Below are 23750 nucleotides of genomic sequence, written 5' to 3'. Positions count from 1 at the left end.
CGGCCGGCGCCGGTGATGATGGCGACTTTTCCCTCAAGTTTGAACGAGTCGAGAATCATGGCGTCACCTCATCAAGCTCTATCACGTCAATAACATAGCTGTGGCTTTGCGGAAAATGACGTGGGCGACGACCTTTTTGACGGCGCGTAACCGTCGGTCCTATATTGGCGCAAGAGGATCGTGCAATGGCGCTGAAAGTCGTGATGTTCTCGGACTACATTTGTCCGTTCTGTTACGTCGGCTTCGAAACGATGCGACGGCTCAAGTCGGAATTCGATTTCCAGCTCGAATGGCGCGGCTTTCAGATTCATCCCGACTGGCCCGCCGAAGGAATTCCCGCCGACAAGTTGCGCGAGGCCGGTGACGCGGCGGCGCGGAAGGCAACGTGGGAGCGGATCACCGCGATGGCCGACGCGGTGGGATTTTCGATGAAGCCGCCGGTGATACTGACCAACTCGCACGCTGCCTTGGCGGCTACGGAGTTTGCGCGCGAGTCGGGCCGCGACGAAGCGCTTGAAGAGCGGATCTATCGCGCGTACTTCAACGACGGCGAGAATATCGGCGACGCGAGCGTCGTCGCGCGGCTGGCGGGGGAAGCGGGACTCGACGCGAGCGAGGTGGCGGACGCGATCAAATCGCCGAAGTACGAGATGCGCCTGAAAAATAATTCGCTGGCGGCGAATCAGCGCGGAGTCAGCGGCGTGCCGATGTTTTTCATCGGCGAATATCCACTGGTCGGCGCGCAGAGCCTCGACGCAATGCGCGCGGTCCTCAAACGCGCCACCGAAAGATTTGCGAGCTGACGGCTATGACAAAATCAATCGAGCAGAGAATTCAGGAACTGGAAGATCGCGACGAAATCAAGGAGCTGACCGCGCGCTATTGTTGGCACGTCGCGCATGGCGAGGGCGAGGCGGTCGCGAATCTGTTCACCGATGATGGCGTGCTCGACGTCAGCGACGCCGACTTCAAGGCGGTGCGCGCGCGCGAGGCGCTGCTCAAGTTTTATCGTGCGTCGGTGCGTGAGCCGGAGGTCGCGTTGCCGTTCATTCAGAATCACATAATCCACCTGAACGGCGATGAGGCGCACGGCACTTGCGCGATCGAGGCCCGCTTCGCGCGAAACGGCGAGAGCGTGACCGCGGCGGGATACTACCAAGACAAATATCGGCGCGAGCGCGGCCAATGGCGCTTCGTTGAGCGCAAGCTGTTCTTCCATCACGTGGTGCCGCTCAAGCAGGGATGGGCCGAAGCGAAGGGCCAGAGCCGCAAGGTGTAGGAGCTCGATTGAATGTGAAACCCACGGTGGGTTTCAATCTTTCACTGCTTCCTTCGGCAGGGTGACCCCTGCACCCAGATGTTTAGCTGAAGCAACCAATGAGCCTCACCGAACCGCGACCAACGGCCGATCAATTGAACGAAGCCCGTCTAATGCTGACGAATCTGGAACGTTTATTTGAAGCGGGCGGAGAAGACACCTACGCCGCAATTATTCGAAAGGTCCTGCACAGCGACGAGCCCGAATTGAAAGTATGGCTTACTTCCGGCGACTTCTGGGGAGGAATGGGCTCGATGATCGACAGCGCTTTCTGTACTCCCACCGCTCGCGGACCCGAAGTCGACAGGCGCAACCGGCGTGAATTCATGAGCCTGATAGTCAAGTTGGGCAAGCATCAGATGGCGTCTGGGATTTTCACAGCGAACATCAAGCCGCATATCGAGAAGTGGACGAACACTTTCCAAGGCTGGCTGGACTCGAATCTTGTCTAACCTGATGGACTCAACATGGACCACATTCAGCTCGTTTGAAAAAAGCGCCGCCTGACTCCGCAGATCGGTCTAAAAGTCGCGAGCTGACGTTTTCCCACAGAGCATTGAGCTCAGCCGAATGTCGTTAACTTCGGCCGAGTACTAAAATACAGAGCGTCGGGTTCTTGTCCCGTCGAGAAGCCCGCGTATTTCAGGAGGCGGACGCATCGATTCACTCGAGGAGGAAATCTCAATGGAAACGATCCACTACCGTAGTGTCGATGTTAACGGCCTGAAGATTTCGTATCGCGAAGCCGGGCGGATCGACGCTCCGACGTTGCTGCTGTTGCACGGGTTTCCGACCGCCGGGCATATGTTCCGCGATTTGATTCCGCTTCTTGCCGACCGCTTTCACCTCGTCGCGCCCGACTTGCCGGCCTTTGGTCAGTCGGACCTGCCACCACTCGATAAGTTCAAATACACCTTCGAAAACCTTGCTGAGACGATCGGCCGCTTCACCGAAAATATCGGGCTTAAGCGTTTCGCGATCTATATCTTTGATTACGGCGCTCCCGTCGGCCTGCGGATTGCGCTGAAACATCCCGAGCGCGTCACCGCGATTGTCTCCCAGAATGGCAACGCCTACGAGGAGGGGCTGAGCGACGGCTGGAATCCGATCCGCGCATATTGGGAAGACTCATCGCAAAAAAATCGCGACGCACTGCGCGCCTTCCTCAAACCCGAGACAACCGTCTGGCAATACACTCACGGTGTCTCCGACGTCACGAGGGTTTCGCCAGACGGCTACTCGCTCGACAACTTCTACCTGGCCCGGCCCGGTGCGGATGAGCCGCAGCTCGATCTGTTCGGTGACTACAAGACCAACGTCGCGCTTTACCCGACTTTCCAGAAGTATTTTCGGGACCACAAGCCGCCACTCCTCGCGGTGTGGGGAAAGAACGACCCGTTCTTTCTGCCGCGCGGCGCGGAGGCCTTCAAGCGGGATATCCCTCGCGCAGTCATGCATTTCTTCGATACCGGGCACTTCGCGCTCGAGACGCACGCGGCCGAGATAGCAGTGGCGATCCGCGATTTTCTCGGCGGCTGATTTCGCAACTCGGCGCCGATACCCGAGCGAGCCGATGGGCCGGTAGTAATCCCGAGACAGTGAAACCAATTGGAGTGTAATCAGATGGCTGCTCTTCCTCTGATTGTCTTCGACGTGAATGAGACCTTACTCGATCTCACAACCATGGAGCCGACGTTCGAGCGTATCTTCGGCGACAAAGGCGCCATGCGCTTTTGGTTCGCTAACCTCATTATGTATTCCGCTGCTTTGACGGTAGCCGGATGTTATGTGCCTTTCACGGATATCGGTTCGGCTGTGATGAAGATGCTGGCCGACACCCGCGGGATAAAGATCGATGACGCCGATAAGAAGGAACTGGTTGAAAAATTCTCGACCATGCCTCCCCATCGCGAGGTGCCGGCAGCTCTTCAGAAGCTTCGCAAAGCAGGATTCCGGCTATTCACGTTGACCGACAATTTGCTCGAGGTGCAGACGCGTCAGTTCGAACACGGTGGGCTGGTCAATTTCTTCGAGCGGCGTTTCAGTGCGGACGGCGTCAAGCGTCACAAGCCTTCGCGGCAAGCTTACGAATATGTTGAGAGGGAACTCGGGGTTGAGCCGTCTCAGCTCTGTCTTGTCGCTTGCCACACTTGGGACACCCTCGGCGCCGTCGCTGCGGGCTGGAAGGCTGCCTTGATCAAGCGGCCGGGCAACGACGTCCTGCGAGTCGGCCCGCAGCCGCAGATCGTCGGTGCAAGCCTGCACGACGTCGCCGATCAGTTGATCGCGCAGCACAAGGAGAGAACCAATGTCGCATGAGAATGTGAGTGTGGTGCTGGTGCATGGCGCCTGGGCTGACGGATCGAGCTGGGCCAAAGTCATCGCGCCGCTGGCTGCCGAAGGTGTCAGGGTACTCGCGGCTCCGTTGCCGTTGACCTCGTTTGCTGAGGATACGGCTGCGCTCGAGCGCACGCTGGAGCGAGTTCCGGGACCGGTCGTCCTTGCGGGTCACGCCTATGGTGGGGCAGTGATCGCGGCTACGCGGAGCGAGAAGGTCAAGGCGCTGGTTTATGTCTCCGCCCTTGCTCCTGACGAAGGCGAGACTGTCGCTGAGGTCTTCTACCGTGCCAAGCCTCATCCGCTGGCTCCAAAGTTGGCGCCAGACCAGCATGGACTGATCTATCTGCCGGACGAGGCTTTCGCCGCGGCGTTTGCACAGAATGCCTCCGCTGAGGAGTTGGCGGTGCTCTCCGCGGTTCAGCGGCCGCTTTCGCCCGCATGCATCTCGGTGCGCATGAATCGCCCGCTCTGGAAAGACCGCCCAAGCTGGTTTCTCATCGCGGAGCAGGACCGCATGATCGTCCACGAGACGCAGCGCTTCATGGCGGAGCGGATGCGCGCGCGGGTGCGGTCGCATCCTGTCGACCACACGTCAATCGTTACCGCGCCCGGCCTCGTCGTCGACATCATACGCGAGGCCATCAGGGAAGCGACCACCAGCTGATCGCCTTCGCTTGTATGCGTCATGGCACTTCTGCGGCCGAAGCCGTCAGTTGCCGAAGTCCCAGCTTTCTCCGTTGTGATAGCGCGCCAGCACGTTCTTCGCGATCAGGATTTTGTGGACCTCGTCCGGGCCGTCCGCGAGCCGCAATGTTCGCGCGCCCTGGTACATGCCGGCCAGCGGCAGGTCGCCTGAGACTCCCGCCGCGCCCCACACCTGTATCGCGCGATCCACCACCCGCGTGTACGCCGCCGGCACGAAAATTTTGATCGCCGAGATGTCCGTGCGCGGGTCGTTGTTGCTGTCCATCCGCTCGGCGCAGTGAATAGTCATCAGCCGCGCTGCCTGGATGTCGATATAAGAGTCGGCGATGAACCCTTGAATGAATTGCTTGGTCTCGAGCTTGCCGCCGTGTACCTCGCGCATCGTCGCCCGCTCGACCATCAGATCGAACGCCCGCCACATCTGCCCGACAGAGTTCATGCAGTGATAGACGCGCCCCGCGCCGAGCCGATCCTGCGCCGCCTGATGCCCCGTGCCCGCCTGCCCGAGCTGATTGCTGAGCGGCACGCGCACGTCATCGTAAACGATCTCGCAGTGGTCGCTCCGATGTCCCCAGACTTCGACTCCGCGCACGATGCGCAAGCCCGGCGTATTTTTCGGCACGATTATCTGCGTCATGCGTCCGTTGTCGGTGCCGCTTCCGCCCGTGCGGCACATGACGATGAAGAAGTCGGCGCGGAACCCGTTCGAGGTAAACCACTTGTGACCGTTGATCACCCACTGGTCGCCATCGCGGACCGCCGTGGTTTTAATCGACCGCGGGTCAGAGCCTGCAGAGTCGGGCTCCGTCATCGAGAAGCCGGATTCCATCTTGCCCTCGGTCAGCGGCACCAGCCATTTGCGCTTCTGTTCCTCGGTGCCGTACTTGAGCAGGATCGCTTGGTTGCCCGAGTTGGGCGCGACCACGCCGAAGAGAGCCGCCGCTCCCATGCTGTATGCGAGCACCTCATTCATGTACGCATGCTCGAGAAAGTGCAGTCCCGAGCCGCCGTATTCGGGCGGCAGATGCGGTGCCCACAGGCCCGCCTTCTTCACCTTCTCCTTGATCGACTCGCGCAGCCCCCGCGAACTGCGCCGCTCCTCGTCTGTCCCACCCTCGCCGTACCCCGCCCACAGCTTCTTCTCGTTGGGCAGGATATCGTGGTTGACGATCTTCGCCGTGAGCGCGCGGATCTCATTGATGCGCGGGTCGAGCGTCGGGATTGGCTTCACGTTCATCTGCATGATGGTGGTCTCCTCTTCGGGCCCAAGCGTAGCGCGGCGCGCTCCCGATGAAAATGTGTCCCGCGCCGCATCAGACAGGCTCGCTAGGCTGCAGCATTTCGATCGCGTATAGGTTTCGAGCGACCAGATGGCTACCGAAGAAGAAATGCAGGCGGCTCGAATCGGTGGGATGCGTGTGCATAACGCTCCGATTCAGCTGATCGCGTACAGCTCCGATTGGCCGGCGCTCTTCATCCGCGAGGCGGATCGCGTCCGCTCGACGCTCGGCAGTCGCGTCCTGATGCTCGAGCATGTCGGCTCGACCTCGGTCCCCGGCCTCGCCGCCAAGCCCATCATCGACATGATTCTCGCGGTTGCGGATTCTGCCGACGAGCCGGCCTACGTGCCCGCGATGGAGTCTGCCGGATACGTGCTCCGCATCCGCGAGCCGGAATGGAATCAGCATCGGCTGTTCAAAGGCCCCGACACCGACATCAATCTCCACGTCTACTCATTCGGATGCCCCGAGATAGACAAGATGTTGATGTTCCGCGACTGGCTGCGCGCCAACGACGCGGACCGCGAGCTTTACGAGCGCACCAAGCGCGAACTCGCGCAGCAGACCTGGAAGTACGTGCAGAACTACGCCGACGCCAAGACCGCGGTGGTTGAGGAAATCGTCGCACGCGCCCGCGCTGCCCGCGGCGCACGATTCCGATAGCGACGTTCTTCGCTGTTGAAAAAGGTCTATCTAATCCATCTGCGCGCGCCCACACCGAGTCCGCAAACAATACGACCCATTACGTTCGGAGTGGACCTCGTTAGCCGAGTATTGTTCTGTTCTGAAGTCGTTTTGTGCCCTTGACGCAATGTTCATGCGCCTTGATCGGCAGTTAGCAGCGAATTCAATCAGACGAGTAATTTTGACATATGTACGGCAGCCTAGTATTCCTACCGAGGTCTAAATTTTACCTCGAAGGGCTACCAAACATGAAAATTTCACATTTTGCTCCCGTCCTCGCCGCCTTACTTTTCAGCGCAACCACGCTCGCTTTTGCGACCTCGCCTGCTCAGGCTCAAGACGGCTCGATCTTCGGCGGCCAACAGTCTGATCAGGGCGAGACCGCAACATCGCCAGATGCGAAAAAACCGCCCCTGACGGTTTCGGGATCGTGGACGGGAACCATCGACGATAATCTGGCGGGATCGGGTACCCTCGACGTCGATTTTACCGAAGCCCCTAACGGAGCGCTGACTGGCGATTGGTCGTTTATGTTCTCCGAGGGTACCGACTTTGGCACCATTACGGGGAAAGCCACTTCAAAAAAAGTCGCTATTTCGTTTATTTTCGTTCCGAAAGCTCCATATATTCATTGCAAGTTCTCGATGTCTGACGCTCATGCGACCGACACCGACATATCCGGTCACTATCATTTTACTGCATGCGGGCCTCTTACGAAGAAGGAGCATGGCACACTCATGATCGCGCCGGAGTAAAGCTCCCTATTCAATTCCCGAAGTTCCAGGTTTCTCAATTGTGATAACGAGCCAGTACGTTCTTCGCGATCATAGGCCGGCCTTCTTTACCCTATTCTTGATCGATTCGCGCAGCGCCCGTGAGCTGCGCCGCTCCTCGTCGGTCGCGCCGTCGCGCCATCCCGCCCAGAGCTTCTTTTCGTTGGGCAAGATATCGTGATTGACGATCTTCGCGCTGAGCGCCCGAATCTCATTGATGCGGGGGGGCGAGCGTCGGGATTGGTTTCACATTCATCTGCATGGTGGTCTCCTGCTGCGGTCAGCGTTCTTCGCCGAACAGGAAAATTGAAATCGCGATCATCGCGAACATGAAATTCGGTATCCACGCGGCTACCGGCGCCGGCAGGAGCGCTGAACGGCCCAGCGCCGACGTGATTCCGAGTGCGGTCCAATAAGCGAAGCCGATTATGATTGCCAGCCCGAAGCTGCGCCCGAGACTCAGGTTGCGCGGCAGCGGATCGAGGCTGAGCGACATCCCGAGTGCGACCATTATCACGCACGCCAGCGGCATCGCGTATTTCAAATCGCGATCGACCACGTAGCCGCCCGGGTCGAGTCCCTTGCTGCGCAGGTCCGCGATATACCGATCGAGTTCCCACAAGCTGAACTCCTCGGGGTCGAAGCGCAGCAGGTCGAAGTCGGCCGGCGTCAGTCCGAGATCGAGTCGCGTCTCATCAGTCTTGGTCACTGCGCCGCTCTCGGCGATTTGGAACGAATCCACTCCATCCTCAACCCAGATGCTACCGTTCCATTTCGCGGTCTTCGCATGCCGCAGGTCCTTGAGTCCGAAATCGTCATCGAGTTGATAGTGCGTGACGTTTTTCAGCAGCGAATCTTTTTTGTCGAGGTTATCGACCGAAACGAATCCGTCGCGCACGCGCACCCAGATTCGCCGGTTGGCGAATACCGCTTTGAGCGATCGCTTCTTGAGTTCCACCGAGTAGATGTACTTCGCTTCTCGCGTCGCGGCGGGAACGACGGTTTCGCTGATCAGAAAATCGAAACCCGAGATCAAAACCGCGACCAACAGCACCGGCACCGCCATCTCGAGGCGGCTGATGCCGAGTTGCTGGCATGCCAGCACCTCACCCGATCGATTCAGCAGCGCGAAGCCGAGCAACACTCCGGCCAGGCACGCCACCGGCAAGACTTGCGAGATGATCAGCGGAAGCTTGAGCGCGAAATATTCAAGCCCCAACAATCCCAGTCCGCCGTAGCGGATCAAATCGTCGAATCGATCGAACATATCGCCGAGCAGGTACGCCGCCGTGAATGCCGCCAGGCAAACCATGAACGGGCCGAAGAACTGGCCCGCGATAAAGCGATCCATCACCGGCGAAAGACGCGGTCGAAGTCTCATGCCGCCTGCCTGCTCCGTTCGTAACGCTCGACCAGATCCCAGATGATGTCGCCGGGGCCGCGGCCGGTATCGGCTTTGTCGGACGCTGCGCGATAGAAAAACCAGAACGCCAACGCCATGAAGACCAGGTCCGGGATGCTCATCGCGATCCACGAGTCGAGTCTGCCGCGCTGCGCCAGCGTCTCGCCCACCCGCATCAGCGAGTAATAGAGAAAGAACAGCGCGACGCTGACCCCGAAGCGCTCCGAATTCCCACCGCGCGCCGGCTTGAGCCCAAGCGAGATACCGAGCAGCGCGAACAGCATGGTGGCGAACGGGACGGTAAACTTGCTCGCCATCTCGGTCTCGGCATCGTAGTCCGGTTTGCCCTTGGCGCGCGCGGCCGCAATATCAGCTTTCAGTACCGCGTAGGTCATTTCGTCCGGCTCGACGTCGGTGACGCCGAGCGACTCCTCGGGACTGATACTGAGATCGTACGTCTTGAAGCTGGTCACGTGAGTCGCATCGTTCTGCGGCTCGACCCCGAAGATCGATCCATCATACAGCCGCAGCGTGATGGTCTTGGTCTTCGGGTCGGGGAGCATCGCACCATGCTTGGCGATTATCGTGTTCTGATTGTGCGGATCGCGCGCATCGGAAATCATCACGCCCGTCAAACTCGAATCGGTGTCGGACATCTGGTTAACGTACACGACCAGGCCGGGGAAATTGCTGTTGAAGATTTTTTCCTTCAAGCCGGCGCTGGAGCGGGTCTCGCTGAGTTCGTAGAGCTTGTTGCGCAGATTGGAATTCGCCCACGGCCGCAGCGAGAACGCGAAGTAGCTCGAAACCGCGTACACCCCCATCGCCACTATCAACACCGGTATCGCGAGCCGGTAAAGGCTGATGCCGCATGCGCGGGCCGCGGTCATCTCCTGGTCGCTCGACATCCGCCCGAATCCCATCAGCACGCCGAGCAGCACCGCCATCGGAAACGTGAGCTCGAGGAAGGCCGGCATGATGTACCCGATGATTCCGCAGACTTCGCCGAGGCTGACGCCGTGATTGACCACCATGTCCATCAGCTTGAGCAACTTGCCGGTGACGAGCGCGAAGGTCAGCAGGCCGACGTCCACCGCGAACGGCGCAAGCACCTCGCGCGCGACGTAGCGGTCGATAATCGCAAATCCAGGAATCGCCAGTTTCATTTATTGATCCGAACCGAGTGCAGCGTCCAAGTTTAGACATCTCAGCGAGGGATTGAAACTTGCGATTCCAATTTCTTCTATTTGGCCTTCCGATGGCCCACGCATCGCGATCAGATTTTGTCATCCTGACGTAGCGAGCAACGCGAGCGGCAGGACATGGCTTCTGGCCTCCGGACAGCTTCGCGCCAGCGAAGCCGGTACCGGTTCTGAGATCGCGCAGCGCTCCTTGGATTCTCATTGGAACGCAGCAAGGCAAAACCGGAACCGGCTTCGCTCACGCGAAGCTGTCCGAGGCCCATTCCTCCAGTCGCTGACGCTCCTGTCGTCAGGGTGACAAAAATCTTCGCTCGCCCTTCTCGCTTCGCCAGAATGACCACGCTCGACCCGCGCCCCACTTCCGCCGCTCTGATACTATCCCCTTCAATGAGAGACTTTCGCGACAAGAGCCGCACCCCGCGCTTCAACCGCAACGCGCCGCATCCGCCGCGCCGGATTTCGCCGGCGCCTCCCGCAAAGCCCGCAGCCGCGCCGCCACCTGCGCGCGAGTATCGACGCACGGATACAAATGAGCGCGATATTCATCGCCCGAGCGGCAACGATCGCGAAATAGTCTACGGCGTCGAGCCAATCCGCGAGCTGGTCGCCGCGGCGCCCGCCTCGATTCGAGTGCTCTACGTGAAATCCGGCGACGAGCGCCGCTTCGCCACTGAGATCGATCTCGTCAGAACCGGCGGGGGCCGCGTCGAGTTCGTCGACGATGCCGGCTTGGAGCGGCTTGCCGGGTCCGCCGCGCGCCATCAAGGAATCGCAGCCCTGATGCGCGAGTACGAGTACATGCCACTCGAAAAGATTCTCGCCGAGCAGCCCGATCCGATCGTGCTGGTCGACGGCGTTACCGATCCGCGCAACCTGGGCGCGCTGATGCGATCGGCGGAAGGCGCCGGCGTCAGCGCACTCATCATCGCGAAGGACCGCACCGCCGGCATCACGCCCGCCGCGGTCAAGTCGTCGGCCGGCGCGTGGATACATCTTAAGATCGCGCGATGCGGCAACGTCGCGCGCACTATCGAGCAGCTCAAGGAAGCAGGCTACTGGACGGCGGCGCTCGCGCCCGGCGGCGATACCTCGATCTACACGCTCGACACCTCGCGCAAACTCGCGATCATCGTCGGTTCCGAGGGCCGCGGCGTCCGCGACATCGTAAAAAAAGGCGCCGACTTCATCGTCGATATCCCGATGCGCGGCAAGGTCGGCTCGCTCAACGTCTCAGTAGCCGCCGCAGTAGCGCTTTTCGAAATAGCCCGCCGCCGCGCCGCTGCGAAACTCTGAGTGAGGCCTCAGACTTCTCGCGATGTCTGCGAGTTGTTCTTCGAGGTTTTCTTGGCCGCTGGTTTTGCCTGCGTCGATTTGCGTCCGTCCAAACCGGAACGCTTACGCGCCAGCGCCTTTTTGATCGTGTTCATCCAGTGGGATTCGACCTGGCTCGCGATTTTTCTCATCCCGCCAACTTGCTGACTCGCCTCTTTCATCTGCGCTTTCAAGGTCACCGCGCTCTTGACCAGCTGTGGATGCATCGCGTGCGCGTTGAGGTCCGACAGGGTCTTGGCGATCAACTTCAGCTCGTCCTTGATACGGTCGGCATAGACGCGGGCCCATTCGAGGTCCACTAGGGTGCTGCTGGTCGGCTTGGCTTTTGGCATGAGGATTACTGTTCCCGATTGAAGCTGATCTTCGCAAGTACTGCGATGTTACGTGGGGAACATCCACTTTTCTGTTCTCGCACCGCAAATGTCAAACGCGATCGCAGTCGCGCTTCCTTGCGTCCGACAGTCACTAGGCTTTTACGAGCGCATCCGCTACCAGGTTTCTCACAATTTTCGATACTTCGATCAGCGGGAAAACCCAGTGGTGCGTGCTTGGTGAAGTCCGAGGTGGATCACCCCGCCGGGATGCAAGAAGCAGACCCCCAAAACCCCGTTTAGCTTGACAGTCGCTACGCCGCCGAATAGCTTTTCCTTCTTAACGTTGTTCGTTGTTTGCCGATGTAGCTCAACGGTAGAGCACCTGATTTGTAATCAGGTGGTTGCGAGTTCGATTCTCGCCATCGGCTTGGGCGGCATTATTGCCTTGGCGGGAGAGGTTCCCGAGTGGACAAAGGGAGCAGACTGTAAATCTGCCGGCTTATGCCTTCGAAGGTTCGAATCCTTCCCTCTCCACCAGTATAATGATGGGTTCGAATGGGGAGAGCGGGAATAGCTCAGTTGGTAGAGCGCGAGCCTTCCAAGCTCGGGGTCGCGGGTTCGAGTCCCGTTTCCCGCTCCAGTTTCTTTTTTCAGTGAATCGAATTTCGCAGCTAGGTTTTCGGAGTGTGTTTATCGATTGTTCAGGTTGAGTGCATCGCACCAATGCCCATGTAGCTCAGTCGGTAGAGCACTTCCTTGGTAAGGAAGAGGTCACGGGTTCGAATCCCGTCGTGGGCTTTCCAGATTTGCATGGCAGCTTGAGCAGCCGGGAAGTTTTTCGAACGCGAGTAATTTTTTTCGAGGCGGATTACAATGAGAGATCTGATTTCGCTGTCGTGTGAGACCTGCAAATCGCGCAACTACACGACCACCAAGAATAAAAAGACGCAGACCGACAAGTTTGCAATCAAAAAGTTCTGTTCGCGATGCCGCGCCCACACCGTACACAAAGAAGGCAAAGTTACGTAATAGCTACAGCCGCTGGCAGGCGGTCAGCTCAGAGGCGCTGGCAGTTGGTCAGCGTCAGAGGTGCTGGCAGATCAACAGTCCGCGTAGATATTGAAAAGAGGGTCAGTAGCTCCAATTGGCAGAGCATCGGACTCCAAATCCGAGGGTTCCAGGTTCGACCCCTGGCTGGCCCGCCAAACATTTCGCGCGATGCGACCGAGGCACTTGAAGGATCGAAAAACAGGATAGCCATTCACTGAAAAGGGTTCTTGCGTTAGGCACGAAAAATGAATAGTCTGAAAAGTTACTTCAATCAGGGCGTAAGTTTCGTCTCGGAAGCGTGGACGGAGCTTGCCAAGGTCCATTACCCCTCGCCCAAGGAGACCATGCAGGCCACGGTGGTGGTTGTCGGTCTGACGTTTGTGATGGCTTTGTGGCTCGGAGTGATCGATTTTTTTGCGGTGCGCGCGGTCCAGACGCTGCTCCGCTAGGGAACCAAAGGACCGGACATATATTGCTGATTTCCAATGACTGAACCTATTACCGAAACCGCCAAGCCCGCGATGAAGTGGTATATCGTCCACACTTATTCGGGTTACGAGCACAAGGCCAAGGCCGCGCTCGAGGAACGGGTGCGCTCGCTCCATAAGGAAGAGAAGATCGGCAAGGTGCTGGTGCCGATCGAACGCGTGCAGGAGCTCGGCAAGGGCGGCGCGCGCAAGGTTTCCAGCCGCAAGTTTTTCCCCGGATACATCTTCGTGCAGATGGTCCTCGACGACGAGACCTGGCACGTCATTAAAGATACGCCGAAGATTACCGGCTTCGTCGGGCATTCCACCAATCCGCCCGAAGTTCCGATGTCCGAGGTCGAAGAAATCGAGCAGCAGATGGAAGAGGGCGCGCTGCGTCCCAAACCTAAGGTGCTGTTCGAAGTCGGCGAGGCGATCAAAGTCGTCGACGGCCCTTTCCAGGACTTCAACGGCACCGTCGAGGAAGTCAAGCCGGAGAAGGGCAAAGTGCGTGTTCTCATCTCGATTTTCGGCCGCGCAACTCCGGTCGAGCTCGACTTTGTGCAGGTAGAGAAGGCCTGAAAACAACGAAAAACGACAATCGAATCGCCGGACGTGCGCTCCTGAAGCGTACGAGCGGCGTTCGCGACCTAATCAACTGATTCACTGGGAACGATTTTAAAGTGGCTAAGAAAGTTGTCGGATCGATCAAGCTGCAGATTCCGGCCGGCGCGGCGAACCCGTCGCCACCGGTGGGACCCGCACTCGGCCAGCGCGGCGTCAATATCATGGAGTTCTGCAAGGCCTTCAACGCGCAGACCCAGAACATGCAGGGCCTGGTCATCCCGGTGATCGTCACCGTGTATGCCGACCGCTCGTTCACCTTCATCACCAAGAGCCCGCCCGCCTCCATCCTGCTGTTACGCGCGGCGGGAATCGAAAAGGGGTCGCCGATGCCGAACAAGAACAAGGTCGGCAAGGTCACTCGCGCGCAGGTCGAGGAAATCGCCAAGACCAAGTTGAAGGACCTGACCGCAGCGGACCTCGTCGCCGCCGTCAACACGGTGGCGGGTACGGCGCGCAGTATGGGCATTGAGGTTTCGGAATAGAGGCTGAAAAAAATGGCTGGGAAGAAATACAAAGAAGCGCTCAAAAAGATCGATCGCGAAAAGCGCTACACGCTCGAAGAGGCGGTCAAGCTGGTGGTCGATAACAAGGTCGCCAAGTTTGACGAGACCGTCGAGATTGCAGTGCGGCTCGGAGTCGATCCGCGCCAGGCCGATCAGAACGTCCGCGGCACTATTGTCCTGCCGCACGGCACCGGATCGACTGCGCGCGTGCTGGTAGTAGCCAAGGGTGAGAAAGAGCGCGAGGCGCGCGAAGCCGGCGCCGATTTCGTCGGTGGCGAAGAGATCATCAAAAAGATTCAGGAAGAGAACTGGCTCGACTTCGACCGCGTCATCGCGACGCCAGACATGATGGGCCAGGTCGGTCGTATCGGTAAAATTCTCGGGCCCCGCGGCCTGATGCCTAATCCCAAGGTCGGCACCGTGACCTTCGACGTGGCCAAAGCCGTCGCCGAGATCAAGGCCGGTAAGGTCGATTATCGCGTCGACAAAGCCGGCGTCGTGCACGCGCGCGTCGGCAAGACCAGTTTCGGAGATCAGAAGCTGCTCGACAACGTGCGCGCGCTGCTTGGTGCGATCGTTCGTTCCAAGCCGGCCAGCGCCAAGGGCAATTACGTTCGCAGCCTCGCGCTGTCCTCGACCATGGGCCCCGGGGTCCGCGTCGACACGGGCCAGGCGGCGGCCAAGGCTCTGGCGGCGGCTGCTTAGTATACGATCATAGGTTTTTCGTTCGCAGGGGCTGGAACGTTATAATGAAAAAGTCTGAAAAGACCGCGCTGGTCGAAGACCTGTCGAGTAGCTTCGGCCGCGCCAGTATCGCGCTCGTTTCGGAGTACCGCGGGATGACTGCGGCGGAATCGACCGAGATGCGCAAGCGGCTGCGCGCGGTGCGCGGCGAGATGCGTATCGCCAAGAACACGCTCGTCCGCCACGCAATCAAGGGCACCAAGTACGAGGCGCTCGACAGCAACCTCGGCGGGCAGATTGGGCTGATCCTGAGCTACGAAGATCCCGTCGTATTGGCGAAAACCTTCACCTCATTCGGGCCCTTGGGCGAGAAGCTCAAGCTGCGGGGCGCGGTGATGGACGGCAAGGCGCTGACGCCGGCGGAAGTGCAGGCGCTGGCGACGTTGCCCTCGCGCGAAGTGATTTTCAGCCAGTTGCTGGGCCTGCTCAATGCGCCGGCGACGCAATTGGTGCGGTTGCTCAACGAGCCGGGCTCGTACCTGGCGCGGGTGATCGATGCGATCGGAAAGAAAAACGGCGCCGGTGCGGCATCTGCGGCTCCGGCAGCGCCAGCGGCGGCGTCCTCGGAACCAGCGCCTGAAGCGCCAGCGGCTCCGGCTGCCCCGGCAGCGCCCTCTGAGGGATGAAAAAGATTAATTTTATCGCTTGCATGCCGCGTAGCGATGCTTATGTTGACTGATCCACTTTGACGATTTGACTGAAAAGAAGAATTCTGGGGCGCTCCCACAGGCCTCCCCCGGATGCGAGAACAAGGAGAGAAGGTAAATGTCAGAAGCACAACTCAGCCGCGATCAGGTGAAGGATTATCTGAAGAACCTGAGCCTGATCGATGCAGCGGCTCTGGTCAAGGAACTCGAGGCCGAGCTCGGCGTATCTGCCGCTGCTCCCGTCGCTGCCGCCGCTGCTCCTGCGGCCGGCGGTGGTGCCGCGGCCGCGGCGCCCGAGAAGGAAGAGTTCAACGTCGTGTTGACGGGGTCCGGCGACAAAAAGATCCAGGTGATCAAAGTCGTGCGCGAGCTGACCGGCCTCGGTCTGAAAGAGGCCAAGGACCTGGTCGACGGAGCGCCGAAGGCGGTCAAAGAAGGCGTCAACAAAGCCGAGGCCGAGGATATCAAGAAGAAACTCGAAGCAGCCGGCGGCACCGTGGAGCTTAAGTAGGACGGACTTAGTCTTTTTGACGCACAACAAAGGGTCGGGAAATTCACGCGGTGCGGCTCTGACCGGCGCGCGGGAATTTCATTCGGTCTTTATTCATGAAGCCGTGGGCACGGGCAGGCCGCCTTGCGCCCGCGATTTCTTTTTTTCTCGGCCTTCACGGCGCGCCGAAATATGCGGCGCACGCACGGCGAGGTAGCTGAGGTAGCTAATGGCTCAGGTTCACGTAACCAGTAATCTTCGTATCCGCCGATCGTTCGGAAAGATCAAAAAGATCATCGAGATTCCGAATCTGATCGAGATTCAGAAGCGCTCGTATGACGATTTTCTCCAGGTCGGAGTGTCGACCGAGGACCGCGCGGACGTAGGTCTGCAGGCGGTCTTCAAGTCGGTCTTTCCGATCAAGGATTTCAATGAGACGGCGTCGCTCGAGTTCGTCTCGTACGAGCTCGGCACGCCCAAGTACGACGTCGAGGAATGCCATCAGCGTGGCATGACCTACGCCGCGCCGCTCAAGGTCAAGATTCAGCTGGTCATCTGGGACGTCGAGAACGGCCGCCGCTCCATCAAGAACGTCAAGGAGCAGGAGGTCTACTTCGGCGAGATTCCGCTGATGACCGGCAACGGCACCTTCATGGTGAACGGGACCGAGCGCGTCATCGTCTCGCAGTTGCATCGATCGCCCGGAGTGTTCTTCGAGCACGATAAAGGCCGCACCCACTCCACTGGAAAATTGCTCTACTCGGCGCGAATCATTCCGTATCGCGGGAGCTGGATCGATTTCGAATTCGACCCGCGCGACGTGCTCTACGTCCGAATCGACCGGCGGCGCAAGTTTCCGGCGACCGTGCTTCTGCGCGCGCTCGGGATGACCACCGAGGACTTGCTCAACTACTACTACAAGAAAGACGTCATCAACCTCGATCCCAAGCAGTACACCAAGCAGTTCGTCCCCGACCATCTGCTGGGTTCGCGGGTCGGCCGCGACGTCAAGGATCCCAAGTCGGGCGAGGTTATCGCGCGCGAGGGCCGCAAGTTCAACAAGGCGATAGTCCGTGCGATGGAGCAGGCGAAAATCAACGAAGTGCCTATTGCGCTCGACGAGATCGTCGGCCGCGTCTCGGCGCACGATATCGTCGATTCCACCACCGGCGAGGTGCTGATCGGCACCAACGAGGAGTTGACCGAGGAGACCCTCGAGAAGCTGAAAGCGCACGGGGTCAAGAAGATCGAAGTGCTGTTCACCGAAGACGCGCCCGGCGGCGGTCCGCTCCGCCTGACGCTCGCGCAGGACAAGCTCGGCACGCCCGAAGAAGCGGTGATCGAGATCTACCGGCGGCTGCGTCCCGGCGATCCGCCCACACAGGAAACGGCGACCACCTTCTTCAACAACCTGTTCTTCAACGCCGAGCGCTACGACCTGTCGAAAGTCGGCCGCCTGAAGCTGAATCACAAGCTCAAGATCGACGTGCCGCTCGAGCAGGGGACGCTTCGCCGCGAGGATATCCTCGAGGTGGTCCGCTACCTGATGGAGCTCAAGAACGGCAACGGCCAGGTCGACGATATCGACCATCTTGGGAATCGCCGCGTGCGTGCCGTCGGCGAGCTGGTCGAGAACCAGTTCCGCATCGGGCTGGTGCGCATGGAGCGCGCGATTAAAGAGCGGATGAGCCTTCAGGACATCGAAACCCTGATGCCGCAGGAGCTGGTGAACTACAAGCCGGCCTCGGCGGTTATCAAGGAGTTCTTCGGCTCGTCGCAATTGTCGCAGTTCATGGATCAGACCAATCCGCTCAGCGAAATCGCGCACAAGCGGCGTCTGTCTGCGCTTGGACCTGGCGGGCTGACGCGAGAGCGCGCGGGATTCGAAGTCCGTGACGTTCATCCGACGCATTACGGTCGCGTATGCCCGATTGAAACGCCTGAGGGCCCGAATATCGGACTTATCGCGGCGCTCTCGACCTACGCGCGCGTCAACGAATACGGCTTTATCGAGACGCCGTACCGCGAAGTCGAGAACAATCGCGTCACCGAGCGAATCCTCTATCTGTCCGCGCTCGACGAAGAAGATAAAGTCATCGCGCAGGCCAACGCCAAGCTCGACGCGCACGGACGCTTCACCGACGACATCGTGTCGGCGCGCATCGGCGGCGAGTCCACCATGGTCCGCGCCGAGGACGTCCAGTACATGGACGTGTCGCCCAACCAGCTGGTGTCGGTTGCCGCGTCCTTGATTCCGTTCCTCGAGAACGACGACGCCAACCGCGCGCTGATGGGATCGAACATGCAGCGCCAGGCGGTTCCGCTCCTCAAACCTGATGCTCCCCTGGTCGGCACTGGCCTTGAGGGGACAGTGGGCCGCGACTCGGGCGTTACCGTGGTCGGCAAGCGCGACGGTGTCGTCGAAAGCGTCGATGCGGAGCGAATCGTCGTCCGCGCCGACAAGCAGACCAAGGATCTCCGCGACGCTGGCGTCGATATCTACAACCTCATCAAGTACCAGCGCTCGAACCAGAACACCTGCATCAACCAGCGTCCGATCGTCGTCAAAGGCGAGCGGGTGAAGTCCGGCGACGTGCTGGCGGACGGCCCCTCCACCGACATGGGTGAGTTGGCGCTCGGCCGCAACGTGCTGGTCGCGTTCATGCCGTGGGGCGGCTACAACTTCGAAGACTCCATCCTCATCTCCGAGCGCGTGGTCAAGGAAGACCTGTTCACCTCGGTGCATATCGAGGAGTTCGAATGTATCGCGCGCGACACCAAGCTCGGACCCGAAGAGATCACCCGCGACATTCCCAACGTCGGCGAAGAGGCGCTCAAGGATCTCGACGCGAGCGGTATCATCCGGATTGGCGCCGAAGTCCGTCCGGGCGACATCCTGGTTGGGAAGATCACTCCGAAAGGCGAGACCCAGCTTTCTCCCGAAGAGAAACTGCTCCGCGCAATTTTCGGTGAAAAAGCCGGTGAGGTCCGCGACACCAGCCTGCGCGTGCCGCCGGGCGTCGAAGGCACCGTGATCGACGGCCGCGTGTTCTCGCGCCGCGGCGTCTCCAAAGACGAACGCACGCAGGAAATCGAAGTACTCGAGGCCGAACGCCTCAAGACCGACGAAGCCGAAGAAGTGCGAATCATTCGGCAGGAAACTCTGCGCAAGCTCAAGAAGTCGCTCGCCGGCAAGAAGCTCGCGGGACGCGTGATGTCTGACGATCGCAAGGAGCTGCTCAAGAAGGGCGACCCAATCAGCGCCGAGGAGCTCGAAGAGCTGCCGCCTACTCTATGGGGCCAGGTCCGCGTCGAGAACGAATCGTCGCAGGAAGAGGCCGAGCAGGCTATCGCCGCGATGAACGCGAACGTCGAGGCGGTGCAGAACCACTACGGGGCCAAGGTCGAGCGCCTGAAGGCGGGTGACGAACTTGCTCCCGGCGTGATCAAGATGATCAAGGTGTTCGTCGCGATCAAACGGCGCCTCCAGGTCGGCGACAAGATGGCGGGACGGCACGGCAACAAGGGCGTGCTCTCGCGAATCCTGCCCGAGGAAGACATGCCGTGCCTCGCGGACGGCACTCCGGTCGATATCGTGCTGAACCCGCTTGGCGTGCCGTCACGCATGAACGTCGGCCAAATCCTTGAAACTCATCTCGGATGGGCCGCGCGCGAGCTCGGGCACAAAATCGAAGAAGACCTCAAAAACGGCGTCAGCGCCGCGGCGCTCAAGAAGCGGCTCAAGGATATCTATCCCGAGAAAGAGAGCCACGACTTTATCGACGAGCTGGCCGAACCCGACATCTACAAGCTCGCGGCCAAGGCGCTGGCTGGAGTCCACGTCGCGTCGCCCGTGTTCGACGGCGCGCGCGAAGAGGAAATTTTCCAGTTGCTGAAGCGCGCTGACCTGCCCGAGACCGGACAGGCTCAGCTCCACGACGGACGCACCGGTCTGCCGTTCGAGCAGCCGGTAACGGTCGGCGTTATGTACATGATGAAGCTGCATCACCTGGTCGAAGACAAGATTCACGCTCGCTCGACCGGCCCCTACAGCCTGGTTACGCAGCAGCCGCTCGGCGGCAAGGCGCAATTCGGCGGGCAGCGGCTCGGCGAGATGGAAGTGTGGGCGCTCGAGGCTTACGGCGCGGCGTACACATTGCAGGAGATGCTCACGGTTAAATCCGACGACGTGGCGGGACGAACGCGAATGTATGAAGCGATCGTCAAGGGCGAGAACACGCTCGAACCCGGACTGCCCGAGTCGTTCAACGTTATGGTCAAGGAGCTCCAATCGCTCTGCCTGAACATGGAGCTGCTCGAGCAGCCACAAAGGGCTTAAGGGCCAGGGAGTTATATCGAGATGGAAGATCTCTTCGGCATTTTCGAGAAGCCCAAGAATCCACTGGCGTTCAACGCGATCCGCATTTCGATCGCGTCGCCGGAAATGATCCGCTCGTGGTCGCACGGCGAGGTCAAGAAGCCTGAAACGATCAACTACCGGACTTTCAAGCCGGAGCGTGACGGGCTGTTCTGCGCCAAGATTTTCGGGCCGACCAAGGACTACGAATGCAACTGCGGCAAATACAAGCGCATGCGGCATCGCGGAGTCGTCTGCGAGAAGTGCGGCGTCGAAGTAATCCAGTCCAAGGTGCGTCGCGAGCGAATGGGTCATATCGACCTCGCCGCTCCGGTCGCGCACATCTGGTTTTTGCGATCGCTGCCGTCGCGAATCGGCACCCTGCTCGACATGACACTGAAGGAACTCGAGAAGGTCCTGTACTTCGAGTGCTACATCGTCACCGACGCGGGCGAGACTCCGCTGCAGTACAAAGAACTGCTCACCGAGCGCAAGTATCGCGAGGCGCGCGAGCAATACGGCCAGGGCTTCAAGGCCGAGATGGGCGCGGAAGCCGTCCGCTCGCTGCTTGGACAGCTCACTCTAGACAAGCTGGCAGAGGAGCTGCGCGTCGAGATGAAGGCGACGGCGAGCGAGGCGCGGCGCAAGAAGGTTGCGAAGCGACTCAAGGTCGTCAACGCGTTCCGCGACTCGGGCAACAAGCCTGAGTGGATGATCCTGACGATCCTGCCGGTGATTCCGCCCGATCTCCGTCCTCTGGTTCCGCTGGACGGCGGGCGTTTCGCGACCTCCGACTTGAACGATCTGTATCGGCGCGTGATCAACCGCAACAACCGCTTGAAGCGGCTGATCGAGCTCAACGCTCCCGACATCATCATTCGCAACGAAAAGCGGATGCTGCAGGAAGCCGTCGATGCGCTCTTCGACAACGGCCGCCGCGGCCGCGCGATCACCGGGCCAAGCAAGCGTCCGCTGAAGTCGTTGTCCGACATGCTCAAGGGCAAGTCGGGACGCTTCCGGCAGAACTTGCTCGGCAAGCGTGTCGACTACTCGGGCCGCTCGGTAATCGTAGTCGGCCCCGAGCTGCGCCTGCATCAGTGCGGACTGCCGAAGAAGATGGCGCTCGAGCTGTTCAAGCCGTTCATCTACAACAAGCTCGAAGAAAAGGGCTACGTCACGACTATCAAGAGCGCGAAGAAGATGGTCGAGAAAGAGGGCAAGGACGTCTGGGATATTCTCGACGACGTCATCCGCGAGCATCCGGTGCTGCTCAACCGCGCGCCCACCCTGCATCGACTCGGCATCCAGGCATTCGAGCCGGTGCTGATCGAAGGCAAGGCAATCCAGCTGCATCCTCTGGTATGCGTCGCGTACAACGCGGACTTCGACGGCGATCAGATGGCGGTGCACGTGCCGCTCTCAATCGAAGCGCAGGTCGAGTCGCGCGCGCTCATGATGAGCACCAACAACATCCTGTCTCCGGCGTCGGGCAAGCCCGTGATCGTGCCGACCCAGGATATGGTGCTGGGCCTCTACTACATGACCCGCGAGAAGCCGCTGGCGCGCGGCGAGGGCAAGAACTTCGCCAACGTCGAGGAAGTGCGAATCGCGTACGATCACGAAGAGATCGATCTGCACGCGAAGATCACGGTGCGGATGGCGCCGATTCTCGCGACTGGAATCGCGCCGGCTGAGGTCGAGCCGAACGGCAAGCCGCGCACCAAGAAAGAGCGCGCCGCTGCTGCCGCTGCCGCCGCCGCGGCGATGCCGCGTTACGAGCGCGTCACCACCACCGTCGGCCGCGTGCTGCTCTATGAGATCGTGCCGCCCGAGATTCCCTTCACCGAGCTCAACAAGACGATGAAGAAAAAGGAGCTCGGCAACCTTATCGACATCGTGTATCGCCGCGCGGGCGACAAGGCGACGGTTATCTTCGCCGATCGCTTGAAAGACATCGGCTTCGAATTCGCCACCAAGGCCGGAATCTCGATCTCGATCAAGGACATGACCATTCCGCCGCAGAAGGCTCATCTGCTCGAAGGCGCGCAGAAGCAGGTCAGCGAGATCCAGCAGCAGTACAACAACGGCGTGATCACCGACGGCGAGCGCTACAACAAGGTCGTCGATATCTGGGCCGAAGTTCAGGATCAGATCGGCAGCGCTGTTATCAAGGGGCTGTCGACCCAGGTCTTCGGCAAGAACGACAAGGGCGAGACTGTCACCGGGCCCTCGTTCAACCCGATCTTCATCATGGCTGACTCGGGCGCCCGCGGTTCCGAGCAGCAGATTCGGCAGCTGGCCGGATTGCGCGGCCTGATGGCGAAGCCGTCGGGAGAAATTATCGAGACTCCGATCACCGCGAACTTCCGTGAGGGTCTGACGGTTCTGCAGTACTTCATCTCGACTCACGGCGCACGCAAAGGACTCGCCGACACCGCGCTCAAGACCGCGAACTCAGGCTACCTGACTCGCCGGCTGGTCGACGTGGCGCAGGACTCGATCATCAGCGAGGACGATTGCGGCACGCTGGACGGAATCGAGATGACGCCGCTGGTCGAAGGCGGCGAGATAATCGAAGGCCTCGGCGATCGCGTGCTCGGACGCGTCGCACTCGAAGACATCCGCGATGCGTTCACCAACGAAGTGCTGGTGCATGCCAACGAGATGATCGACGAGGACAAGGTCAAGAAAATCGAAGACGCCGGCGTCGAGCGAATCAAGATTCGCTCTGTGCTCACCTGCCAGTCGCGTCAAGGGGTCTGCGTCAAGTGTTACGGACGCGATCTCGGCCGCGGGCATCTCGTCAATATGGGCGAGTCGATCGGAATCATCGCAGCGCAATCAATCGGCGAGCCGGGCACCCAGCTCACAATGCGTACCTTCCATATCGGCGGTACCGCCAGCCGGCGCGCCGAGCAGACCACGCTCGAAGTGCGCAACGAAGGCGTGATGCGCCTGCATGGCGTCAACACCGTCAAGAGCCGCGACGGCAATCTGGTCGTGATGACACGGCATGGCGAAGTTGTAATCGCCGCGCAGGTCACCGACGAAGGCGGCCGCGTGCGCGAGCGCGAACGCGAGCGTTATCCGCTCGTGTACGGCGCCAAACTGCGCAAGGCCGAGGGCGATAAGGTAAAGCCCGGAGAGCTGATCGCGGAATGGGATCCATACACCACGCCGATCATCACCGAAGTCGGCGGCACGGTTAAGTACGGCGATATCATCGAAGGCAAGACGATGGAGGAGCGGGTCGATGAACGAACCGGCGCGCGCTCCAACGTTATCGTCGAGTTCAAGGATCTCGACGTGCGCCCGCGTATCTCGATCAAGGATGCGCAGGGCAAGACCGCCAAGCTGCCGAGCTCGAACAACGTCGCGCGCTACTTCCTGCCGGTGGGTGCGTATATCAACGTGCCCGAAGGCACCGCGGTAGAGCCCGGCGACGTCATTGCGAAAATTCCTCGCGAGACCACCAAGACCAAGGACATCACCGGCGGTCTGCCGCGCGTTGCGGA

22 protein-coding genes and 5 tRNA genes are annotated in these 23750 nt (G+C 60.0%); 23 read left to right on the top strand and 4 right to left on the bottom strand.

Features of this window, described 5'->3' with window-relative positions:
• Positions 1–185 precede the first annotated feature (185 nt).
• The 6 genes from WB650_RS09370 (at position 186) to WB650_RS09345 (ending at position 4322) form a co-directional block, all read left to right on the top strand.
• Positions 186–803 carry a DsbA family oxidoreductase gene (locus WB650_RS09370; RefSeq protein WP_423960249.1) on the top strand — a complete coding sequence of 206 codons (618 nt, stop codon included), beginning with the start codon at positions 186–188 and terminating at the stop codon, positions 801–803.
• 5 nt (positions 804–808) lie between these two features.
• Positions 809–1279, top strand: coding sequence for a nuclear transport factor 2 family protein (locus WB650_RS09365; protein WP_422306969.1), 471 nt, complete (start codon positions 809–811; stop codon positions 1277–1279).
• 98 nt (positions 1280–1377) lie between these two features.
• Complete coding sequence (locus tag WB650_RS09360) at positions 1378–1770, top strand: hypothetical protein (RefSeq protein ID WP_422306967.1); 393 nt, start codon at positions 1378–1380, stop codon at positions 1768–1770.
• A gap of 232 nt (positions 1771–2002) precedes the next feature.
• The gene (locus tag WB650_RS09355) at positions 2003–2857 is read left to right on the top strand and encodes an alpha/beta fold hydrolase (RefSeq protein ID WP_422306965.1); all 855 of its coding nucleotides are present in this window, start codon (positions 2003–2005) and stop codon (positions 2855–2857) included.
• A gap of 84 nt (positions 2858–2941) precedes the next feature.
• Complete coding sequence (locus WB650_RS09350) at positions 2942–3637, top strand: haloacid dehalogenase type II (protein WP_423960247.1); 696 nt, start codon at positions 2942–2944, stop codon at positions 3635–3637.
• Positions 3627–4322: an alpha/beta fold hydrolase gene (locus WB650_RS09345; protein ID WP_423960246.1), complete on the top strand. Its 696-nt coding sequence runs from the start codon at positions 3627–3629 to the stop codon at positions 4320–4322. The genes WB650_RS09350 and WB650_RS09345 overlap by 11 nt, the downstream gene beginning before the upstream one ends.
• 45 nt (positions 4323–4367) lie before the next feature.
• Here the strand turns inward: WB650_RS09345 and WB650_RS09340 are convergent, their stop codons facing one another.
• Positions 4368–5606: an acyl-CoA dehydrogenase family protein gene (locus WB650_RS09340; protein ID WP_422301383.1), complete on the bottom strand. Its 1239-nt coding sequence runs from the start codon at positions 5604–5606 to the stop codon at positions 4368–4370.
• Positions 5607–5733: 127 nt separating this feature from the next.
• On the opposite strand from WB650_RS09340, the gene WB650_RS09335 reads away from it, so the two are divergent.
• Complete coding sequence (locus WB650_RS09335; RefSeq protein ID WP_422301381.1) at positions 5734–6306, top strand: GrpB family protein; 573 nt, start codon at positions 5734–5736, stop codon at positions 6304–6306.
• A 269-nt stretch (positions 6307–6575) separates the two neighbouring features.
• The gene (locus tag WB650_RS09330) at positions 6576–7082 is read left to right on the top strand and encodes a hypothetical protein (protein WP_422301379.1); all 507 of its coding nucleotides are present in this window, start codon (positions 6576–6578) and stop codon (positions 7080–7082) included.
• Positions 7083–7380: 298 nt separating this feature from the next.
• Here WB650_RS09330 and lptG read toward each other — a convergent pair whose 3' ends face one another.
• Together lptG and lptF are read right to left on the bottom strand one after the other, a co-directional pair.
• The gene (gene lptG / locus WB650_RS09325) at positions 7381–8481 is read right to left on the bottom strand and encodes an LPS export ABC transporter permease LptG (RefSeq protein ID WP_423960243.1); all 1101 of its coding nucleotides are present in this window, start codon (positions 8479–8481) and stop codon (positions 7381–7383) included.
• Positions 8478–9668: an LPS export ABC transporter permease LptF gene (gene lptF, locus WB650_RS09320; RefSeq protein ID WP_422301375.1), complete on the bottom strand. Its 1191-nt coding sequence runs from the start codon at positions 9666–9668 to the stop codon at positions 8478–8480. The genes lptG and lptF overlap by 4 nt, the downstream gene beginning before the upstream one ends.
• Positions 9669–10091: 423 nt before the next feature.
• Between lptF and rlmB the strand changes: the two genes are divergently transcribed.
• Positions 10092–10997 (top strand): 23S rRNA (guanosine(2251)-2'-O)-methyltransferase RlmB, encoded by a 906-nt coding sequence (gene rlmB, locus WB650_RS09315; protein ID WP_422301256.1) that lies wholly within the window; start codon positions 10092–10094, stop codon positions 10995–10997.
• A gap of 8 nt (positions 10998–11005) precedes the next feature.
• Here the strand turns inward: rlmB and WB650_RS09310 are convergent, their stop codons facing one another.
• Positions 11006–11368 (bottom strand): hypothetical protein, encoded by a 363-nt coding sequence (locus WB650_RS09310; RefSeq protein WP_422301258.1) that lies wholly within the window; start codon positions 11366–11368, stop codon positions 11006–11008.
• A 338-nt stretch (positions 11369–11706) separates the two neighbouring features.
• Here WB650_RS09310 and WB650_RS09305 point away from each other — a divergent pair.
• The 14 genes from WB650_RS09305 to rpoC form a co-directional block, all read left to right on the top strand.
• Positions 11707–11778, top strand: a tRNA-Thr gene (locus tag WB650_RS09305).
• 23 nt (positions 11779–11801) lie between these two features.
• A tRNA-Tyr gene (locus tag WB650_RS09300) sits at positions 11802–11887 on the top strand.
• Positions 11888–11914: 27 nt separating this feature from the next.
• Positions 11915–11990: transfer RNA gene (locus WB650_RS09295), tRNA-Gly, on the top strand.
• A gap of 85 nt (positions 11991–12075) precedes the next feature.
• Positions 12076–12148, top strand: a tRNA-Thr gene (locus WB650_RS09290).
• Positions 12149–12223: 75 nt separating this feature from the next.
• The gene (gene rpmG, locus WB650_RS09285) at positions 12224–12379 is read left to right on the top strand and encodes a 50S ribosomal protein L33 (RefSeq protein WP_331585904.1); all 156 of its coding nucleotides are present in this window, start codon (positions 12224–12226) and stop codon (positions 12377–12379) included.
• Positions 12380–12478: 99 nt separating this feature from the next.
• Positions 12479–12555, top strand: a tRNA-Trp gene (locus WB650_RS09280).
• Between the two features lie 90 nt (positions 12556–12645).
• The gene (gene secE, locus WB650_RS09275) at positions 12646–12849 is read left to right on the top strand and encodes a preprotein translocase subunit SecE (RefSeq protein WP_422301700.1); all 204 of its coding nucleotides are present in this window, start codon (positions 12646–12648) and stop codon (positions 12847–12849) included.
• Positions 12850–12885: 36 nt separating this feature from the next.
• On the top strand, positions 12886–13449 hold the full coding sequence (gene nusG / locus WB650_RS09270; RefSeq protein WP_422301698.1) for a transcription termination/antitermination protein NusG: 564 nt from the start codon (positions 12886–12888) through the stop codon (positions 13447–13449).
• 101 nt (positions 13450–13550) lie between these two features.
• The gene (gene rplK, locus WB650_RS09265; RefSeq protein ID WP_422301697.1) at positions 13551–13976 is read left to right on the top strand and encodes a 50S ribosomal protein L11; all 426 of its coding nucleotides are present in this window, start codon (positions 13551–13553) and stop codon (positions 13974–13976) included.
• A 12-nt stretch (positions 13977–13988) separates the two neighbouring features.
• Entirely contained in the window at positions 13989–14702 is a 714-nt protein-coding gene (rplA, locus tag WB650_RS09260; protein ID WP_422297599.1) for a 50S ribosomal protein L1, read from the top strand.
• Between the two features lie 44 nt (positions 14703–14746).
• Entirely contained in the window at positions 14747–15367 is a 621-nt protein-coding gene (rplJ, locus tag WB650_RS09255; RefSeq protein ID WP_422301696.1) for a 50S ribosomal protein L10, read from the top strand.
• A gap of 139 nt (positions 15368–15506) precedes the next feature.
• Entirely contained in the window at positions 15507–15899 is a 393-nt protein-coding gene (gene rplL / locus WB650_RS09250; RefSeq protein WP_422301694.1) for a 50S ribosomal protein L7/L12, read from the top strand.
• A gap of 208 nt (positions 15900–16107) precedes the next feature.
• Positions 16108–20217, top strand: a complete 4110-nt coding sequence (gene rpoB / locus WB650_RS09245; RefSeq protein ID WP_423960238.1) for a DNA-directed RNA polymerase subunit beta — start codon at positions 16108–16110, stop codon at positions 20215–20217.
• A gap of 21 nt (positions 20218–20238) precedes the next feature.
• The coding region (rpoC, locus tag WB650_RS09240; RefSeq protein ID WP_423960237.1) for a DNA-directed RNA polymerase subunit beta' at positions 20239–23750 on the top strand (3512 nt) is incomplete at its 3' end.

Source organism: Binatus sp. (SeqCode), from assembly GCF_049584895.1.
GTDB lineage: Bacteria > Desulfobacterota > Binatia > Binatales > Binataceae > Binatus.
The sequence above is the reverse complement of the archived record's forward strand: the minus strand, read 5'-3'. Positions and strand labels throughout refer to the sequence as shown.

Bases quoted from the DNA above. Each gene is read 5' to 3' on its own strand.
- rpmG (WP_331585904.1), top strand. From the start codon at position 12,224: ATGAGAGATCTGATTTCGCTGTCGTGTGAGACCTGCAAATCGCGCAAC.
- WB650_RS09360 (WP_422306967.1), top strand. From the start codon at position 1,378: ATGAGCCTCACCGAACCGCGACCAACGGCCGATCAATTGAACGAAGCC.
- WB650_RS09365 (WP_422306969.1), top strand. From the start codon at position 809: ATGACAAAATCAATCGAGCAGAGAATTCAGGAACTGGAAGATCGCGAC.
- WB650_RS09310 (WP_422301258.1), bottom strand. From the start codon at position 11,368: ATGCCAAAAGCCAAGCCGACCAGCAGCACCCTAGTGGACCTCGAATGG.
- WB650_RS09345 (WP_423960246.1), top strand. From the start codon at position 3,627: ATGTCGCATGAGAATGTGAGTGTGGTGCTGGTGCATGGCGCCTGGGCT.
- rplA (WP_422297599.1), top strand. From the start codon at position 13,989: ATGGCTGGGAAGAAATACAAAGAAGCGCTCAAAAAGATCGATCGCGAA.
- WB650_RS09355 (WP_422306965.1), top strand. From the start codon at position 2,003: ATGGAAACGATCCACTACCGTAGTGTCGATGTTAACGGCCTGAAGATT.
- lptG (WP_423960243.1), bottom strand. From the start codon at position 8,481: ATGAGACTTCGACCGCGTCTTTCGCCGGTGATGGATCGCTTTATCGCG.
- secE (WP_422301700.1), top strand. From the start codon at position 12,646: ATGAATAGTCTGAAAAGTTACTTCAATCAGGGCGTAAGTTTCGTCTCG.
- rlmB (WP_422301256.1), top strand. From the start codon at position 10,092: ATGAGAGACTTTCGCGACAAGAGCCGCACCCCGCGCTTCAACCGCAAC.
- WB650_RS09370 (WP_423960249.1), top strand. From the start codon at position 186: ATGGCGCTGAAAGTCGTGATGTTCTCGGACTACATTTGTCCGTTCTGT.
- rplJ (WP_422301696.1), top strand. From the start codon at position 14,747: ATGAAAAAGTCTGAAAAGACCGCGCTGGTCGAAGACCTGTCGAGTAGC.
- WB650_RS09330 (WP_422301379.1), top strand. From the start codon at position 6,576: ATGAAAATTTCACATTTTGCTCCCGTCCTCGCCGCCTTACTTTTCAGC.
- WB650_RS09335 (WP_422301381.1), top strand. From the start codon at position 5,734: ATGGCTACCGAAGAAGAAATGCAGGCGGCTCGAATCGGTGGGATGCGT.
- nusG (WP_422301698.1), top strand. From the start codon at position 12,886: ATGACTGAACCTATTACCGAAACCGCCAAGCCCGCGATGAAGTGGTAT.
- WB650_RS09350 (WP_423960247.1), top strand. From the start codon at position 2,942: ATGGCTGCTCTTCCTCTGATTGTCTTCGACGTGAATGAGACCTTACTC.
- rpoB (WP_423960238.1), top strand. From the start codon at position 16,108: ATGGCTCAGGTTCACGTAACCAGTAATCTTCGTATCCGCCGATCGTTC.
- WB650_RS09340 (WP_422301383.1), bottom strand. From the start codon at position 5,606: ATGCAGATGAACGTGAAGCCAATCCCGACGCTCGACCCGCGCATCAAT.
- lptF (WP_422301375.1), bottom strand. From the start codon at position 9,668: ATGAAACTGGCGATTCCTGGATTTGCGATTATCGACCGCTACGTCGCG.
- rplL (WP_422301694.1), top strand. From the start codon at position 15,507: ATGTCAGAAGCACAACTCAGCCGCGATCAGGTGAAGGATTATCTGAAG.